A 15,654-nucleotide genomic window follows, 5' to 3' on the forward strand; every position below is an offset into this window, starting at 1 on the left:
CGCCCTCTGGCTCAGGAGTTTTCTCGATCATGACCGCAAGTAAACCGGAAATCATCATCACTTATTGCACGCAGTGTCAGTGGCTCCTGCGCGCCGCCTGGCTGGCGCAGGAACTGCTCAGTACCTTTGGCGATGACCTGGGAAAAGTGTCGCTGGTGCCCGGTACCGGTGGGGTCTTTCACATCTTCTGTGACGATGTACAGCTCTGGGAGCGCAAGGCCGACGGCGGTTTTCCCGAGGCCAAAGTATTGAAGCAGCGCGTCCGTGACCGGATTGATCCGGACCGCGATCTGGGCCACAACGATCGGACTCAGTGAGACGCGGCCTCTGCTGCGACGACCTTCTTGTTTGATCCGCCTGAAAGCCGGCTCGATACCACGATCGCCAAAATGATCAGCGCACCGCCGAACAGCATGCGCAGCGTCGGATTTTCATCGAACAGCAGCCATGCCACGGTGATGCCATAGACCGGCTCCAGGGCAAACACCACCGCAGCGGTGCGTGCCTTGATCACCGCGAGGCTGGCAACGAACAGGCTGTGAGCGACGCCTGTGCAGAACACCCCGAGCAGCCCGATCCACAGCCAGTCCAGAGCGCGGACTTCGCTCAATTGCGGTGCCGCAACCGGCAGCAGGCACAGCGCGACCACCACGTTCTGACACAGGGCGGCCTGGACCGGCGGGATGCGCCCCGAGCTGGCGCGGTTGGTCAATGAAAGCAGGGCGAACAGCAAGCCGGACGCGATAGCCCACAACAGGCCCGTGGTGGCTCCGCTGGCCAGATCGAAGTCCGGTGTGACCAACACCAGTCCGACACTCACCAGCACCACCAGCAGGATTTCGTTGGCGCGAATGCGTTCGCGGAAAATCAGTCCTTCGAGGATCACCGTGAATGCCGGGAAGCTGGCGAAACCCAAGGTGGCAATCGCCACCCCGGCGACTTTCACGGCGATGAAAAAACTCACCCAGTGTCCGGCCAGCAACAAGCCGCTGAGCAGCAGTCGACGCCAGTCCACCGCTTGGAGTTTGCGCCACGGTGTATCACTGGCGAATCGAGCAAACACCGCCAGTGCCAGTACCGCGAAAGCCGCGCGACCGAAAACGATGACGGCGGGAGAGGCCGCGGCGAGTTTGCCGAACACACCGGTCAGGCCGAACATCAATGCGCCGATATGCAGGGCGCCTAAAGCAGTACGGGGAGTCATTACGATCCTTGAGAAACCTGTTGAACCGGGTCGACGCATTCATCAAAGATAAACGCGGTCCCCTGTAGGAGCTGCCGCAGGCTGCGATCTTTTGATCTTTTGATCTTTTCGCAATTGTTGAAAGAAAGATCAAAAGATCGCAGCCTGCGGCAGCTCCTACATTGAATCGCATGGTGTCAGCGATGTCTGTCGCCAGACTCGCGTCATTTGTCGCCAGCCTCGCGTCGCAATGTCCCGGGCGAGGCGCCAAATTCCCTCAGCACCGCTGCCGCGAAGGCACTTTGAGAGCTGTAGCCAACCTGACTGGCGATCTCGCCAATGGGCAACGCCGACCCGCGTAACAAGTCGACGGCCCGATGCAGGCGGCGGCTGCGTATGTAATCCATCGGCGTCTGTCCGCACTCGGCAACAAACCGTGCATGCATCCGGGCGCTGGACAATCCGGCAACGCGGGCGAGGTCGGCCACTTGCAATGGGTAAGCCGCGTGCTGATCAATGTGTGCGTTCAGCGCAGCGTAGGGCAGACGCCGGCCACCTACGGTCTCGGGCCTGGCGTTATTGAGGCTGGCTAGCAACAGCACCGCGCCTTGTTGCGCGATCACCGGATCGTTGACCTGGCTTCCCGCCAGCCAGCTCACCAACTGACTCTGTCCCGCATCGAGTGGCAGGCGTCCGGCGTTGTCGAGTAGCCGCCGGCTGGCTTCGGCGTGTTCACCCAGGGACTGTGAAACCCATTGATCGCTCGGCACATCGAGCACCAGGCACCGACTGCCATTGGCGCTGCCGCAGGCATGGTGAAAGCCCGACGGCACCACCACAAAACTCTGCTGGACCACCTGACTGCCATGCCCGCCAACTTCGAAATCCAGCGCGCCCGACAGGCCGAACACCAGTTGCGCGTGGTCGTGGCTGTGGACAATCAGGTCTTCTGTGTAGTGGCGTAGCGTGAGGATCGGTCTCATCGCAGGTCTCCCGGGCAAGGTCGTCAGTCTACACCGAGGTCACTGCAGCGCGCTGTCACAGGACTGACGCGCACCTGTCATGGACGGTTCACCCGGCCGGCGCACAGTTGCAAAAACAATCGCAGAGGGTTGCCCATGACCAGCGCCGAGTTCGTCAAACCCAATGGCAAGCAGCGTGTGCGTACCTTGTGGATTTCCGACGTGCACCTGGGTACCCGGGATTGCCAGGCCGAGCACTTGTCGCAGTTTCTCAAGCGCTACCACACGGACAAAATCTACCTGGTCGGTGACATCATCGATGGCTGGAAACTGCGCGGCGGCATGTATTGGCCTCAGGCGCACACCAATGTGATTCGACGATTGCTGACGATGAGCAAGCGCGGCACTGAAGTGATCTACGTCACCGGAAATCACGACGAATTCCTGCGCCGTTATTCCAAGTTGATTCTGGGCAACATCCATCTGGTGGACGAGGCGGTGCACGTCACGGCCGACGGTCGACATCTGTTGGTGATCCACGGTGATCAGTTCGATGTGATCACCCGCTATCACCGTTGGCTGGCCTTTCTCGGCGACTCGGCTTACGAATTCACCCTGACCCTCAACCGCTGGCTCAACCATTGGCGTGCACGGTATGGCTACGGTTATTGGTCGTTGTCGGCGTACCTCAAACACAAGGTAAAAACAGCGGTCAGCTTCATCAGCGACTTCGAGGAAGCCATCGCCCATGAGTGTGTGAAGCGCGAGTTGCACGGTGTGGTGTGCGGGCACATCCACCATGCCGAGATCCGCAAGGTCGGCGGGGTGGATTACCTCAATTGCGGGGATTGGGTGGAGTCATGCACGGCGTTGATCGAGCATTGGGACGGGTCGATCGAGTTGTACCGGTTGGCGGACGCGCAGGCACGGGAGGCGGAGTTGAAAACGGTGAAACTAGCGGAGCCTGCATAAAACAAAAAATCAAAAGATCGCAGGCTGCGCCAGCTCCTACAGGAGATCGCGTCCTTATGCAGGAGCTGCCGCAGGCTCGGGCCGAGTTCGGACGATCTGTTGATCTCAGGCTGGCGCGTGCTCTTCCATGGCCGCCTTGTAGATCGAGTTCTTGGGCTGCGCAAACAGCCGCTCCAACATCGGTTCGAAGAAGCTCAATGGCAGCGTGTCATAAGCCGGATCGAACGCTGCGGCATCGTATTTGGCACAAAACTCGATCGTCGCCTGATACTGCGGATGCTGGCTGAATTGCTCGCGTAAATGCCTGTCCATCCCCAGGTAGTGAAAGAAGTAATAGCCCTGGAAAATCCCGTGCTTCTCGACCATCCACAAGTTTTCCGGGCTGACAAATGGCTTGAGGATCGCCGCCGCGATGTCCGGATGATTGTAGGAGCCCAACGTATCGCCAATGTCATGCAGCAACGCGCAGACCACATATTCCTCATCGCGGCCATCGCGCCAGGCGCGGCTGGCGGTTTGCAGGGAATGGGTCAGGCGATCCACGGGGAAGCCACCGAAATCACCTTCCAGCAACTTCAGGTGCGCCACGATCCGCTTCGGCAACTGCCGCGCGTAAGCACTGAAATCGGCGGCGATAATGGCCCAGTCTTCCTGAGTGCCGTCTTTCATGTGGGTGAAGCGGGCGTTGGCATTCATCGGTTTTCCTCGTGTGACGGTTGTGCACCTAGAACGGCACGCGACCCAGGATCATGTCGCGGTACATGACGAAATCGCCGAACAGGCTGTAAAGCGGGTGTTGAAAGGTGGCGGGACGATTCTTCTCGAAAAAGAAATGCCCGGCCCAGGCGAAGCTGTAACCGGCCAGCGGAAGCGCCCACAAGAGCCACCACGCGCCTTTAGCAATGGTCAGTGCCAGGATTAAAATAACCAGCGACGTACCGATGAAGTGCAATCGTCGGCAAGTACTGTCGCTGTGTTCGCTGAGGTAATACGGGTAGAACTCAGCGAAGCTGTTGAAACGCTTGGTGTTTTCCACGACTGCGATCTCTGTGGTTATTGTTCTGACGGCAAGTTGTTCTGCGGGTAGCTTATTTGAGTCTAGAGTGATCATTGGCATCAGCCAGTGACATTGGGCGCCACTTTAGTATCCTTCGGGAAATTTGCCGCGGTAGACGGCTCACCAAGACAGTAAACGCCATGAGCGAACGAACGACTTCTGCAAGCTGGGCGATGGGGATTGTCAAAGCGCTGGAGATGGACGGCCTGGATTGCCGGGTTCTGTTCAAGCAGCTAGGGCTAGACTACGCATCACTGAATGATCCGGATGCGCGCTTCCCTCAAGATTCCATGACACGACTGTGGCAGCGTGCGGTCGAGCTGTCCGGCAACCCGGCGATCGGCCTGAACATGGGCAAGGTGGTGCGACCGGCCTCCTTTCATGTCGCGGGCTACGCCTTGATGTCCAGCCAGACCCTTGTCGAGGGCTTTCAGCGGCTGGTGCGCTATCAGCGGATCATCGCGGAAAGTGCCGACCTGAGTTTTCGTCTGCTGGATGAGGGGTATGCGCTGATTCTGACGGTGCATGGCGACCACCTGCCGCCGACCCGGCAAAGTGCCGAAGCGTCACTGGCCTGCGCCCTGGGGCTGTGCAGCTGGCTTACCGGGCGCACCTTGCAACCGCGCAAAGTGATGTTTCAGGGGACTCACCCCGCCAACCTTGAACCCTATAAACAAGCTTTCCACGCGCCGCTGGTGTTCGACGCGCCGTATGACGCGCTGATCTTCGAGCGTGCGGACATGGAGGCGCCACTGCCGACCGCCAACGAGGCCATGGCGCTGTTGCATGACCGGTTTGCCGGCGAGTATCTGGCGCGCTTTTCGGAGAGCCGCGTGACCCACAAGGCGCGGCAGGTATTGTGCCGCTTGCTGCCGCAAGGCGAACCCAAGCGCGATGCCGTGGCGCAGACGCTGCACCTGTCGCAGCGAACCCTGCAGCGACGGCTGCAGGAAGAGGGCACCAGTTTTCAGACGCTGCTGGACGACACCCGGCGCGAGCTGGCCGAGCAGTACCTGGCACAACCGACCATGACCCTTCTGGAAATTGCCTACCTGTTGGGATTCGCTGATCCGAGTAATTTTTTCCGCGCTTTTCGACGCTGGTTCGACGCCACTCCAGGCGAATACCGGGCGCGGCTGTCGGGCATGCCTGTGCCGGTCAGTGACGCCAAAACGCCGGTATACACAGAACGAACACCGTAATGATCTCGAGTCGGCCCAGCAGCATGCCGAACGACAGAATCCACTTGGCAGCGTCCGGCAGCGTCGCGAAATTGCCCGCAGGGCCAATGGTCTCGCCGAGCCCCGGGCCGACGCCCGACACGGTACTGGCCGCGCCGGTCAACGCCGTCATCCAGTCCACGCCGAGCAGCGACAGCAGCAGGGCGATCACGCAGATGGTGATGGCGAAGAAGAACGAAAAGGTCAGAATCGAACGCACGATCTCTTCGTCGAGACGGTGGCCGTTGTACTTTTGCTTGATCACCGCACGTGGATGAATCAACTGGTTAAGGTTGGCCTTGAGCAGGATGTAGGCCACCTGGAAACGGAAAATCTTGATCCCGCCGGCGGTCGATCCCGAGCAGCCACCGACAAAGCCCAAATAGAAGAACAACATCAACGAGAAATTACCCCAGAGGCTGTAATCCCCCAGCGCGAAACCCGTGGTGGTCACCACCGACGTCACGTTCAGCGCCACGTGCCGCAAGGCCTCCAGCCAGTGCAACTGAGTCGTCCACCAGTACCAGGTGCCGAGTACCAGCCAGGTCACCAGCAACATGCCGAGCAAGCCTTGGACCTGTTGATCTTTGATCAAGGCTCGACGGTTGCCGCGTAACGTGGCCACGTACAGGGTGAACGGCAGGCTGCCAAGGATCATGATGACGATCGCTACCCAGTGCACCGCAGGTTGCGTCCAGTTGGCCAGTGATTTGTCGGAGGTCGAGAAGCCGCCGGTGGAGATCGCCGACATCGCGTGGTTGATCGCGTCGAACGGGCTCATTCCGGCCCACCAGAACGCCAGGCTGCCGAGAATGGTGATGCCGACGTAGGCCGCCACGATCAGGCGCGCCACCATATGCGAGCGGGGCATGACCTTTTCAGAACGGTCCGAAGACTCCGTCTGAAACAGGCGCATGCCACCGATACGCAGTAGCGGAAGAATCGCAACCGCCATGCCGATAAAGCCGATACCGCCGATCCAGTGCAGCAATGAGCGCCACATCAGGATGCCGGGTGACATGGTGTCCAGGCCGTTGAGTACCGTCGCACCGGTGGCGGTGATCCCGGACATGCTCTCGAAGAACGAGTCGGTGTAACTGATGTGTTGGGTCAGCAGGAACGGCAGCGCGGCGAAGATGCACACCACCAGCCAGCTGCTGACCGTCAGCAGGTACATGTCCCGGGGCCGCAGGTGCACGTGTTCGGGACGACCGGGGATGACCAGGGCCAGGCCGGCGACAAACGTGATCATGCTGGCCCAGAGGAACGATGGCAGGTCGCTGGTGCGGTCAAAGATAAGCAGCGTGGCCATGGGCACGACCATGGCGATGGCCAGCGTGATCAGGAAGATGCCGATGATGAAACCAATTGTCCGTAAGGTCGGCAACGCCATGAAGTCCGCTCGGGCTGAAATAGGGAAGGGCGCCATTCTACCCGCGGGGCAGGGCATGTAAACCGGCATCCCCGCGGCACTTACCGCTAGAATAGCCAATCATTTTTTAAAGGAGGTGGCCGATGCAGGCTCTCGACGCGTTGCTCAACCGTGTTTCCGTTCCCCGATTGCTCGAGCCGGCACCGACCGCAGAGCAGCGTGAAGTGCTGTTTGCCGCCGCCATGCGTGCGCCGGACCATGGTCATTTGCAGCCGTGGCGCTTCCTGACCGTCGAAGGCGCAGCGCGCGAGCAAATGGGCGAGCTGCTGGCCGAGGCCGCGAAGCTGCAGGACAGTGAAGTGTCCGATGCTGCGTTGGACAAGGCGCGCAACGGTCCACTGCGTGCGCCGTTGGTGGTCGTGGTGATCGCGCGTTTGCAGGATCACGTCAAATACCCCAAGTCGGAGCAATTGCTGGCCGCGGGCTGTGCAGCCCACGGGATTCTGCTGGCGGCTTATGCCCAAGGAATCGGCGCGGTGTGGCGCACCGGTGAGCTGGCGTATTCGGCCCATGTGGCCAAAGGGTTGGGGCTGGCGGAAGGGGAGGAAGTGATCGCGTTTCTTTATCTGGGGACACCGCAGAAAGAACCGCGGACTGCGGAGAAAGTCGACCTCGCGGAATTTGTCAGCGCCTGGCCACGTCATTAAGGATCGTTCCCACGCTCTGCATGGGAATGCAGCCCTGGACACTCTGCGTCCCATTGGAACGCGGAGCGTTCCTTGAGGCAATCCCACGCGGAGCGTGGGAACGATCAAACGAGCGGGCCGCAGGTCACAAGAGGTCAGGGTTGTACCACCGCTCCTGGCACTAACGGTAATTCCAGGCTGGCGATGAACCCGCCTTGCGGGTGATTGGCCAGCACCAGACTCCCGCCATGTCGCTCCGCTGCACGCCGCGCAATCGCCAGGCCCAAACCGTGGCCTGCCGTTGTCTGTCCCGGCGCCCGATAAAACGGCTCACCCAATTGGCCCAGGTGTTCGACCTCGACACCCGGCCCATGGTCGCGAACGCTGATCACAATCCGCTCCCCCTGACGCGCTGCGTGCATTTCAATCGGCTGACCTGCCGGGTTGAAGCGCTGGGCGTTGCGCAGCAGATTGTCCACGGCGCGTTCGATCATCGTCGGCCAGCCTTTGAGGTTCAGCGGCGATTCGGCTTCCAGACGCACGGTCTGCTCCGGGGAACCGAGCTGGGCGTCTTTTTGCAGGGTGTGCAGCAGCGCATCGAGATCAATGTCTTCAGCGCTGGCGTTGTCGGCGTCAACTCGCGCCAATACCAGGATCTCGCTGATCAGGGCTTCGAGTCGGTCGCATTCGCGCGTCAGGCGCGGCCAGAGTTTTTCACGTTCTTCAGGGTTCGCCCGCTCGGCCAGTGCCAGGGCAATGCGCAGTCGAGCGAGCGGCGAGCGCAGTTCGTGGGAAACGTCACGCAACAATTGCCGCTGACTGCCGATCAGGCTTTGCAGGCGTGCGCCCATGCGGTTGAAGTCGTTGGCCAGCACGCCGAACTCGTCGCGACGATTGGCCAGTTTGACCAGGCTGTTTTGCTGGTACGTGGTTTGCCCGAGATCATGCACCGCGCCGCGCAGACGGCTGAGCGGACGCGTGATGGACAATGTCACGATCAGGCTGAACAAGGTCAGCACCACCAGCGCAATGCCCAGCGCACTCAATGGCCAGAGCAGGCTTTCGCGATGCCATGAATCGAGTTCCGGGTGCGGGATGCGGTAGATCAACAGGTAGGTATTGCCGGTTTTTTCGCTGGTGTATTCATCGGTCAGGCGACGCCACGGCAGACGGCGATCACCGTCGTTCTGGCGCGCTTCGAAGGCGGCCGCCCGGCGTGGAAACGTGCCGCGCACCACCGGATCACCGCTTTCGTTGAGCACTTGAACGTCGATGTGATACTGGCGTTTGCGCTGCTCGAGAATGTCCTGGGCCGCTTCCTCACCCTGAGCTTCGTAGGTTTGCGTCCACTGTTCTGCCAGGGTGTTGAGCCCCGGGTGGCGGCTGAGTATCCAGGCGTCCTGATTCAGCATGTGCCCCAGCAGAATGGAGAGACCTGCAACCAGAGCGATGGCCAGCCAGAAGCTGGCCAGAATACGCCAGAACAATGAGCGCACAGAAAATCCTCGAACAAACGCAGATCCCCTGTAGGAGCGAGCCTGTGTGGCGAGGGGATTTATCCCCGTTGGGCCGCGAAGAGGCCCTGTCATTCTTTCAGCCACGTCGAGCCGTCAGAATCTACGACTGCTTCGCAGCCGAGCGGGGATAAATCCCCTCGCCACACAGGCTCACTCCTACAAGGGTTTTGAATAGAGTCAGACCCAACGGCTGAGGCCGTTGGGTCCATGGGTCAGCTCATTATTGCGCTTTTTGCGGTTGTTGCGCTTTCCAGGCCTTGAACTCGGCCCATTCGGCGCGACGCTCTGCCTGTTTCTTCTGGATCTCGTCGAATTGCTTCTGTTGATCCGGTTTCAACAAGGCGCGTACGTCAGCCTCGGCTTTTTTGTGGTTGGCCGCCATTTCGTCTTTCATGGCTTTTTGGTCGGCTGGCGAGAGTTTCTCCAGGTACTTGTCGACCACTTGCTTACGCTCGTGCATCTGCTCGCCCATGATCTTGCGGATCTGCTCGCGCTGTTCGCGGGTCAGGTCCAGCTGGCTGTACGGGCCTTTGCCGTGTCTGTCATGCATCTGACCGCCGTGGCGCGGACCGTCCATCGGCCCACCCATCGGGCCTGTGCCTTCAGGCATCGCCATGGCAACGGTTGGCAGGGCGGTAGCGAACATCAGAGCGATAAGAGTCTTGCGCATGGTGAATCTCCTTGTCTCGTTCCCGGTACGTTCCGGATGAGTACAGATTACGGAGATCAAGGTAAGCGGCGGTCAGCGGAGCGTAAAGCTTGGGTAAAGACGGTTTCGGACTATCCTGACAAACCCCGAGTCTCCGATTGCTTTTTTTCGACGCATAACCTGTAGCAGCTGCCGAGCCTGCGAGGCTGCGTTCGAGTGCGCAGCGCTCGCCAGTTCGACGAATGCTGCGCATCCGAACGCAGCCTCGCAGGCTCGACAGCTGCTACAGGAAACAAACACAGCACCTGCAGGGGCGTGTGGTTTAGAGGCTGTAGTAGTAACCGCGGCTGCGCAGGGCAACGATGCGAGGGCGGCCGTCGGGGTGCGGGCCGATCTTTTTGCGCAGGTTGCTGACGTGCATGTCCAGGCTGCGGTCGTACAGGGTCAGCTTGCGGCCGAGGGCGATTTGCGCCAGCTCCTGTTTGTCCAGCGGTTCGCCGGGCTGCTTGAGCAGGGCTTCGAGCAGGCGGCTTTCGGAGACGGTGAGGGTGAATTCCTGTTCATCGATGCTGACCACGCCACGCACCGGGCTGAAGCACAGGTCGCCCAACTCCACTTGGCTGGTCACAGCCACCGGATGGCTGCGGCGCAACACCGCGCGCAGGCGGGCGGTCAGCTCCCTTGGATCGCAGGGCTTGGCCAGGTAATCGTCGGCGCCAAGTTCCAGGCCCAGGATGCGGTCCAGCGGTTCCCCGCGGGCTGACAGCATCAGCACTGGCAGGTCCGGGTGATCGCTGCGCAGTTGCTTGAGCAATTCCAGGCCGCTGCCGTCCGGGAGCATCACGTCCAGCACCACGGCTGCCGGCGAAGTTTCAGCCAATGCACGGCGGGCGCTCTGGCCGTCGTGGCACGCACGGACCTGAAAGCCTTCCTGGCTCAGCCAACTGCCCAGGAGCTCACACAGTTCCTGGTCATCATCAATTAGTAACAACTCGCTCATGAATCACTCAATTTAACCATTGCCGACGTTTTCGACTTGCACCACTGGCGAAGATACCGCAGAGCAGTGCCAACAGTGCAACTCCCGCTCCCGTGACGAACCACTGTTGTTGATCGGTCAACAGACGCGGCTGCTGGGGGCTGGCCTGTGCTTCCTTGAGTTGCAGCTTGAGGCGCTGGTTCTCTTGGCGCAATCGGCTCAGTTGGGCGCTTTCGCGTTCGCCATCGTTACTTTGCAATTGTTTGCTCAGTACTTCTCGTTGCTGCTCGCTTGCCTGCAAACGTTGCTGCAGTTCGCTGATCTGGCTGCCGACACTCGGGGAAACGGGCGTCGAACCGGCGCTCTCTTCACCTTGGGCGGTGCCCACCAATGACAACGTTACCAATATCAGACACAACGGACCCTTGCGCATCGCGACTCCTGATTCCAATCGGGTTATTGGGCAAGTTGTCGGCAGGCAAACGGGAATAATGAGCGATTGAGAGCACGATGAACCCACAAAGGTTCATCGTGCAGGAGCGTATCAGGGCAGGACTTGCTTGAATGGCTTGACCGAAACGTTGGCGTACACGCCGGCGGCGATGTACGGATCGGCGTCGGCCCAGGCCTGGGCGGCGCTCAGGGAATCGAACTCGGCAACGATCAGGCTGCCGGTGAAGCCCGCTGCGCCCGGATCATTGCTGTCGACCGCCGGGTGTGGGCCGGCCAATACGATACGGCCTTCGCCCTTGAGCTGTTGCAGGCGCTCGAGGTGCGCAGGCCGCGCGGCCAGGCGGGCTTCCAGGGAGTTGGCGACGTCTGTGGCAATGATTGCGTAAAGCATGTCAGTCCTCGGTTTTTGGCGTTGTGGTATCGGCGTCGTGCAGGTGGCGGGACAGGTAAATGCCCTGGCCGACCAGGAACAGCAAGGTCATGCCCAGGCTACCGAAGACCTTGAAGTCGACCCAGTAGCTCTGGAATGTGAAGGCGACGAACAGGTTGGCCGCACCGCAGAACAGGAAAAACGCGATCCAGGCAATGTTCAGACGGGTCCAGACCGGATCCGGCAGCGTCAGGGCGTGGCCCATGATGCGCTTGATCAACAGGCGGTCACCGATGAAGTGGCTGCCGATGAATGCCAGGGCGAACAGCCAGTTGACCACGGGTGCTTTCCATTTAAGGAAAGTCTCGCTGTGGAAGGCCAGGGTCAGGCTACCGAAGACCAGGCAGGCGATGAGGGTCAGCCACTGGCTCTTCTCCAGCTTGCGCTGAGTGATGAACAGCGCGCCGTACACCACCAGGGAGCTGATGATCAGCATCGCAGTGGCGCTGTAGATACCGCCTACAGTCAACTCATGGCCGGCAATGTCGACGACCCGTGGATCGAGTTTGTAGACGATGAAAAACAGGAGAAGCGGGATGAAATCGATGAATTGTTTCACAGTGGCAGCCAGAAGCAGGATGTGGCGGCATAATAACAAACATATGGGCGCGCGATAGCGCCAGCTGATTTGAGGTAATACATCCCCGTGAATGTTGATTTGCACTGCCATAGCACGGCCTCCGACGGCGCACTGGCGCCCAGGGTCCTGGTCGAGCGTGCGTTCGAGAAAGGCGTGCGAGTCCTGGCCTTGACCGATCACGACACCCTCGAAGGGCTCGACGAGGCTCGTACGACGGCAACGGCGCTGGGGATGCAGCTGGTCAACGGCGTCGAATTGCCCTGCACCTGGGGCGGTGCCACCATTCATGTGCTGGGCTACGGTTTCGATGTCAACGCGCCGTCGTTGGTCGAGGCCATCGCCAAACTGCACGATGGTCGCTGGCTACGGTCCGAAGAGATAAGCCGCAAGCTTGCGCTCAAGGGCATGCCCGGAGCGCTGGAAGGCGCTCGGGCCATTCAGCAGGAACTGGGTGACAGCGGCAATGCGCCGGCCCGTCCACATTTCGCGGACTGGATGGTGCGCGAAGGTTTCGTCAAGGACCGCGCTGAAGCGTTCCGCAAATGGCTGGGTGCCGGCAAGCTGGGGGACGTCAAGCAACACTGGCCGACCCTGGAAGAGACCGTCGAAACCCTGCGGGCCGCGAAGGCCTGGGTGAGCCTGGCGCATCCCTGGCACTACGATTTCACTCGCAGCAAACGTCGTCGGCTGATTTCTGACTATATTCAATCAGGGGGCCACGCAATCGAGGTCGTCAATGGCCATCAGCCTGCGGAGCAAGTGGGCAGTCTGGCGATTCTTGCCCGCGAGTTCGGTCTGCTGGTCAGTGCCGGCAGTGATTTTCATGGCCCTGGAGGCTGGTCCGAGATCGGTGAATATCGCCCGCTCCCGGAGGATCTGCCACCACTTTGGTGTCGATTCAAACATGACCCAATTATTGCCGCCGTCTGAACAGGTAGAGAATGTGAGTCAATTTTTCCAGATTCATCCGGAAAACCCGCAAGCGCGCCTGATCAAACAGGCTGTCGAGATCATCCGCAAAGGCGGGGTGGTGATTTATCCCACAGACTCGTCCTACGCCATTGGTTGCCAGATCGGCGACAAGAATGCCGTGGAGCGCGTGCGCCGGTTGAGACAGCTGGATGAAAAGCACAACTTTGCGCTGATTTGCAGTGACCTGTCGCAGCTGGGCCTGTTCGCCAAGATCGATACCGGCACTTTCCGGTTGCTCAAGGCCCATTTGCCGGGGCCCTACACCTTCATTCTCAATGCCACCCGCGAAGTCCCGCGGCTGTTGCTGCACCCGAAAAAACGCACCATCGGTCTGCGCGTACCAAGCCATCCGATTGCCCTGGCGTTGCTGGAAGAGCTGGGTGAGCCCCTGATGAGCGTGACGCTGATTATGCCGGGGGACACCGATCCGCTGACGGATCCTTACGAAATGCGGCAGTTGCTCGAACATCAGGTCGACCTGATCATCGACGGCGGTTTTGGCGGGATAAAGGCGTCCACGGTAATCAACCTCGCCGATGGCGAACCGGAAGTCATTCGTGTCGGTTGCGGCGACCCTGCGCCGTTCATGGCCGAGGCCTAGATGTCTGCAGTAGAACCCGTCGACAGTCAGGCCGGTGCCCAGCAAGAGCTGCCTTTCGCCATGGTCTATGGCCAGGCGGTCATGGAAATGCCGCTGGACCTGTACATTCCGCCTGATGCCCTGGAAGTCTTCCTCGAAGCGTTCGAAGGTCCGCTCGACCTGTTGCTGTACCTGATCCGCAAACAGAACATCAACATCCTCGACATCCCGGTGGCGGAAATTACCCGTCAGTACATGGGCTATGTCGAATTGATGCAGACGGTGCGACTGGAGCTGGCCGCCGAGTATCTGGTGATGGCCGCGATGCTGGCCGAAATCAAATCGCGGATGCTGTTGCCCCGTGCAGAATCGATTGAAGCCGAAGAAGACGACCCGCGCGCCGAGCTGATCCGCCGCTTGCAGGAGTACGAGCGTTTCAAGGCGGCGGCTGAAGGCATTGATGGTCTCAGTCGGGTAGGTCGTGACGTTGTGGTGCCCAAGCTCGATGCCCCCGAGGCACGTGCGCGCAAGCTGGTGCCGGACGTGAGCCTGGAAGAATTGCTGATGTCCATGGCCGAGGTGCTGCGCCGTGGCGATATGTTCGAAAGTCACCAGGTCAGTCGTGAGGCGTTGTCCACGCGGGAACGCATGAGTGATGTACTGGAGCGGCTCAAGGGCGGCGGTTTCGTGCCCTTCGTCGAGCTGTTCACTGCCGAAGAAGGGCGCCTGGGGGTAGTGGTGACCTTTATGGCGATCCTCGAATTGGTCAAGGAATCCCTGGTCGAGCTGGTGCAGAATGAGCCGTTCGCAGCGATCCACGTGCGGGCCCGAGCCGAATAACGAGTTGAATCATGAACCTGACTGAACCCCGCGAGCTGGCGCCATTGCTTGAAGCCTTTCTGTTGGCCTCGGGAAAGCCGCAATCGCTTGAACGCCTGTTCGAACTCTTTGAAGAGGGTGAACGACCAGAACCGCCCGTCTTCAAGAAAGCGCTGACGATCCTGGCCAAGTCCTGTGACGGCCGCGCCTTCGAGCTGAAAGAGGTTGCCTCGGGCTATCGCTTGCAGATTCGCGAAAAATTTTCGCCATGGGTCGGCCGCTTGTGGGAAGAGCGCCCCCAGCGTTACTCCCGCGCCATGCTCGAAACCATGGCGCTCATCGCCTATCGCCAACCCATTACCCGGGGTGAAATCGAGGACGTGCGGGGCGTGGCGGTCAACAGTCACATCGTCAAGACGCTGCTTGAGCGCGAGTGGATCCGCATCGTCGGCTACCGTGACGTGCCCGGAAAACCGGCGATGTTCGCGACCACCAAGGTGTTTCTCGATCACTTCAACCTGAAGAACCTCGACGATCTGCCGCCGCTGGCGGAACTGCGCGAGCTGGAACCGGACCCGGTGCTTGATTTCGACGATGCTCCGGTGCCCGCGAGTCTGCAGGCGTTGGCGGATGCCAGTGCCGAACAGGAAGAGCCGAAGGAAGAAACCAGCTTCCATACGCTATTGCTGGAGCTGGACACCATGGAAGACGGGATCAAGACCGACTTCGATGACCTCCTGCGCGATGGGGCGGTAAATCAGGGCGAAGAGTTTCAGGATCAACCTGAACCTGGGGTTGAAGTTGAAGTTGAAGTTGAGGTTGAACTTGAGGTTGAGGCTGAACCTGGGATTGATGTTGAACTTCAGACCGAGCCTGACGCCACACTTGAAGAGGAACAGGACGACGATGTGCTCGGCGTTGCCGAAGCTCGCGAAAAGCTATTGGCCGCGGTCGCTGCCCTTGACCCGCACAAGCCTGAGCCTGAGCCCGAGCCCGAGCCCGAGTTGAGCGACGAAGAAGCCGAAGCCCGCGCCCTGGCCGAAGCAATTGAAGCCGAACGCCGCGAGTTCGACGATTGACCCAAACCCTATGGGCAATGAAGATCCCTGTGGGAGCGGGCTTGCCCGCGATGAGGGCGTGCCAGTCGACATTCTTGCTGCCTGACCCACCGCGATCGCGAGCAAGCTCGGCTCCCACAGGGAATTGTGTTGTCTGGAGAGTGT

The 15,654-nt window shown here is 60.2% G+C and carries 19 protein-coding genes; 8 read left to right on the forward strand and 11 right to left on the reverse strand.

The window, feature by feature from the left end:
• The first annotated feature begins 29 nt into the window (after positions 1 to 29).
• Entirely contained in the window at positions 30 to 317 is a 288-nt protein-coding gene (locus tag AC3ZVB_RS00820) for an Rdx family protein (protein ID WP_162436852.1), read from the forward strand.
• Here AC3ZVB_RS00820 and AC3ZVB_RS00825 read toward each other — a convergent pair.
• Both AC3ZVB_RS00825 and AC3ZVB_RS00830 read right to left on the reverse strand, forming a co-directional pair.
• Complete coding sequence (locus tag AC3ZVB_RS00825) at positions 311 to 1,204, reverse strand: DMT family transporter (RefSeq protein WP_194690681.1); 894 nt, start codon at positions 1,202 to 1,204, stop codon at positions 311 to 313. The two genes, AC3ZVB_RS00820 and AC3ZVB_RS00825, sit on opposite strands and share 7 nt — an antisense overlap.
• Before the next feature lie 203 nt (positions 1,205 to 1,407).
• Positions 1,408 to 2,166: a helix-turn-helix transcriptional regulator gene (locus AC3ZVB_RS00830; protein WP_490145536.1), complete on the reverse strand. Its 759-nt coding sequence runs from the start codon at positions 2,164 to 2,166 to the stop codon at positions 1,408 to 1,410.
• A 135-nt stretch (positions 2,167 to 2,301) separates the two neighbouring features.
• Between AC3ZVB_RS00830 and AC3ZVB_RS00835 the strand changes: the two genes are divergently transcribed.
• Entirely contained in the window at positions 2,302 to 3,117 is an 816-nt protein-coding gene (locus AC3ZVB_RS00835; RefSeq protein ID WP_490145537.1) for a UDP-2,3-diacylglucosamine diphosphatase, read from the forward strand.
• Between the two features lie 105 nt (positions 3,118 to 3,222).
• On the opposite strand, the gene AC3ZVB_RS00840 is transcribed toward AC3ZVB_RS00835, so the two are convergent.
• On the reverse strand, positions 3,223 to 3,813 hold the full coding sequence (locus AC3ZVB_RS00840; protein WP_490145538.1) for an HD domain-containing protein: 591 nt from the start codon (positions 3,811 to 3,813) through the stop codon (positions 3,223 to 3,225).
• Positions 3,814 to 3,841: 28 nt separating this feature from the next.
• A complete protein-coding gene (locus AC3ZVB_RS00845; RefSeq protein ID WP_490145539.1) occupies positions 3,842 to 4,153 on the reverse strand; it encodes an Mpo1-like protein in 312 nt (103 codons plus the stop codon).
• Positions 4,154 to 4,314: 161 nt separating this feature from the next.
• On the opposite strand from AC3ZVB_RS00845, the gene AC3ZVB_RS00850 reads away from it, so the two are divergent.
• Positions 4,315 to 5,376: an AraC family transcriptional regulator gene (locus AC3ZVB_RS00850; protein ID WP_208525571.1), complete on the forward strand. Its 1,062-nt coding sequence runs from the start codon at positions 4,315 to 4,317 to the stop codon at positions 5,374 to 5,376.
• On the opposite strand, the gene AC3ZVB_RS00855 is transcribed toward AC3ZVB_RS00850, so the two are convergent.
• A complete protein-coding gene (locus tag AC3ZVB_RS00855) occupies positions 5,333 to 6,787 on the reverse strand; it encodes a TrkH family potassium uptake protein (protein WP_162436845.1) in 1,455 nt (484 codons plus the stop codon). The genes AC3ZVB_RS00850 and AC3ZVB_RS00855 overlap by 44 nt on opposite strands.
• Before the next feature lie 122 nt (positions 6,788 to 6,909).
• On the opposite strand from AC3ZVB_RS00855, the gene AC3ZVB_RS00860 reads away from it, so the two are divergent.
• Positions 6,910 to 7,473, forward strand: coding sequence for an NAD(P)H nitroreductase (locus AC3ZVB_RS00860; protein WP_162436844.1), 564 nt, complete (start codon positions 6,910 to 6,912; stop codon positions 7,471 to 7,473).
• 134 nt (positions 7,474 to 7,607) lie between these two features.
• Here the strand turns inward: AC3ZVB_RS00860 and AC3ZVB_RS00865 are convergent, their stop codons facing one another.
• The 6 genes from AC3ZVB_RS00865 to AC3ZVB_RS00890 form a co-directional block, all read right to left on the reverse strand.
• A complete protein-coding gene (locus AC3ZVB_RS00865; protein WP_490145540.1) occupies positions 7,608 to 8,948 on the reverse strand; it encodes a sensor histidine kinase in 1,341 nt (446 codons plus the stop codon).
• Positions 8,949 to 9,189: 241 nt separating this feature from the next.
• A complete protein-coding gene (locus AC3ZVB_RS00870) occupies positions 9,190 to 9,639 on the reverse strand; it encodes a Spy/CpxP family protein refolding chaperone (protein WP_194690675.1) in 450 nt (149 codons plus the stop codon).
• Positions 9,640 to 9,940: 301 nt separating this feature from the next.
• Positions 9,941 to 10,618, reverse strand: a complete 678-nt coding sequence (locus tag AC3ZVB_RS00875; protein WP_162436841.1) for a response regulator transcription factor — start codon at positions 10,616 to 10,618, stop codon at positions 9,941 to 9,943.
• A 7-nt stretch (positions 10,619 to 10,625) separates the two neighbouring features.
• Complete coding sequence (locus AC3ZVB_RS00880) at positions 10,626 to 11,030, reverse strand: SH3 domain-containing protein (protein ID WP_162436840.1); 405 nt, start codon at positions 11,028 to 11,030, stop codon at positions 10,626 to 10,628.
• A gap of 111 nt (positions 11,031 to 11,141) precedes the next feature.
• Complete coding sequence (locus tag AC3ZVB_RS00885) at positions 11,142 to 11,441, reverse strand: YciI family protein (protein ID WP_162436839.1); 300 nt, start codon at positions 11,439 to 11,441, stop codon at positions 11,142 to 11,144.
• A 1-nt stretch (position 11,442) separates the two neighbouring features.
• Entirely contained in the window at positions 11,443 to 12,039 is a 597-nt protein-coding gene (locus AC3ZVB_RS00890; protein WP_162436838.1) for a septation protein A, read from the reverse strand.
• Between the two features lie 87 nt (positions 12,040 to 12,126).
• Between AC3ZVB_RS00890 and AC3ZVB_RS00895 the strand changes: the two genes are divergently transcribed.
• The 4 genes from AC3ZVB_RS00895 to scpB are packed head-to-tail and all read left to right on the forward strand — an operon-like array spanning position 12,127 to position 15,510.
• A complete protein-coding gene (locus AC3ZVB_RS00895) occupies positions 12,127 to 12,990 on the forward strand; it encodes a PHP domain-containing protein (protein WP_490145541.1) in 864 nt (287 codons plus the stop codon).
• A gap of 13 nt (positions 12,991 to 13,003) precedes the next feature.
• A complete protein-coding gene (locus tag AC3ZVB_RS00900; RefSeq protein ID WP_162436952.1) occupies positions 13,004 to 13,633 on the forward strand; it encodes an L-threonylcarbamoyladenylate synthase in 630 nt (209 codons plus the stop codon).
• Positions 13,634 to 14,452: a segregation and condensation protein A gene (locus tag AC3ZVB_RS00905; protein ID WP_162436836.1), complete on the forward strand. Its 819-nt coding sequence runs from the start codon at positions 13,634 to 13,636 to the stop codon at positions 14,450 to 14,452.
• Positions 14,453 to 14,463: 11 nt separating this feature from the next.
• Positions 14,464 to 15,510, forward strand: a complete 1,047-nt coding sequence (gene scpB / locus AC3ZVB_RS00910; protein ID WP_490145542.1) for an SMC-Scp complex subunit ScpB — start codon at positions 14,464 to 14,466, stop codon at positions 15,508 to 15,510.
• Positions 15,511 to 15,654: the final 144 nt, after the last annotated feature.

Source organism: Pseudomonas sp. MDV22-iso1 (assembly GCF_058145095.1).

Excerpts from the sequence above, each read along its gene's own strand:
- AC3ZVB_RS00820 (WP_162436852.1), top strand. The coding sequence starts at position 30 with ATGACCGCAAGTAAACCGGAAATCATCATCACTTATTGCACGCAGTGT.
- AC3ZVB_RS00825 (WP_194690681.1), bottom strand. The coding sequence starts at position 1,204 with ATGACTCCCCGTACTGCTTTAGGCGCCCTGCATATCGGCGCATTGATG.
- AC3ZVB_RS00830 (WP_490145536.1), bottom strand. The coding sequence starts at position 2,166 with ATGAGACCGATCCTCACGCTACGCCACTACACAGAAGACCTGATTGTC.
- AC3ZVB_RS00835 (WP_490145537.1), top strand. The coding sequence starts at position 2,302 with ATGACCAGCGCCGAGTTCGTCAAACCCAATGGCAAGCAGCGTGTGCGT.
- AC3ZVB_RS00840 (WP_490145538.1), bottom strand. The coding sequence starts at position 3,813 with ATGAATGCCAACGCCCGCTTCACCCACATGAAAGACGGCACTCAGGAA.
- AC3ZVB_RS00850 (WP_208525571.1), top strand. The coding sequence starts at position 4,315 with ATGAGCGAACGAACGACTTCTGCAAGCTGGGCGATGGGGATTGTCAAA.
- AC3ZVB_RS00855 (WP_162436845.1), bottom strand. The coding sequence starts at position 6,787 with ATGGCGTTGCCGACCTTACGGACAATTGGTTTCATCATCGGCATCTTC.
- AC3ZVB_RS00860 (WP_162436844.1), top strand. The coding sequence starts at position 6,910 with ATGCAGGCTCTCGACGCGTTGCTCAACCGTGTTTCCGTTCCCCGATTG.
- AC3ZVB_RS00870 (WP_194690675.1), bottom strand. The coding sequence starts at position 9,639 with ATGCGCAAGACTCTTATCGCTCTGATGTTCGCTACCGCCCTGCCAACC.
- AC3ZVB_RS00875 (WP_162436841.1), bottom strand. The coding sequence starts at position 10,618 with ATGAGCGAGTTGTTACTAATTGATGATGACCAGGAACTGTGTGAGCTC.
- AC3ZVB_RS00880 (WP_162436840.1), bottom strand. The coding sequence starts at position 11,030 with ATGCGCAAGGGTCCGTTGTGTCTGATATTGGTAACGTTGTCATTGGTG.
- AC3ZVB_RS00885 (WP_162436839.1), bottom strand. The coding sequence starts at position 11,441 with ATGCTTTACGCAATCATTGCCACAGACGTCGCCAACTCCCTGGAAGCC.
- AC3ZVB_RS00905 (WP_162436836.1), top strand. The coding sequence starts at position 13,634 with ATGTCTGCAGTAGAACCCGTCGACAGTCAGGCCGGTGCCCAGCAAGAG.
- scpB (WP_490145542.1), top strand. The coding sequence starts at position 14,464 with ATGAACCTGACTGAACCCCGCGAGCTGGCGCCATTGCTTGAAGCCTTT.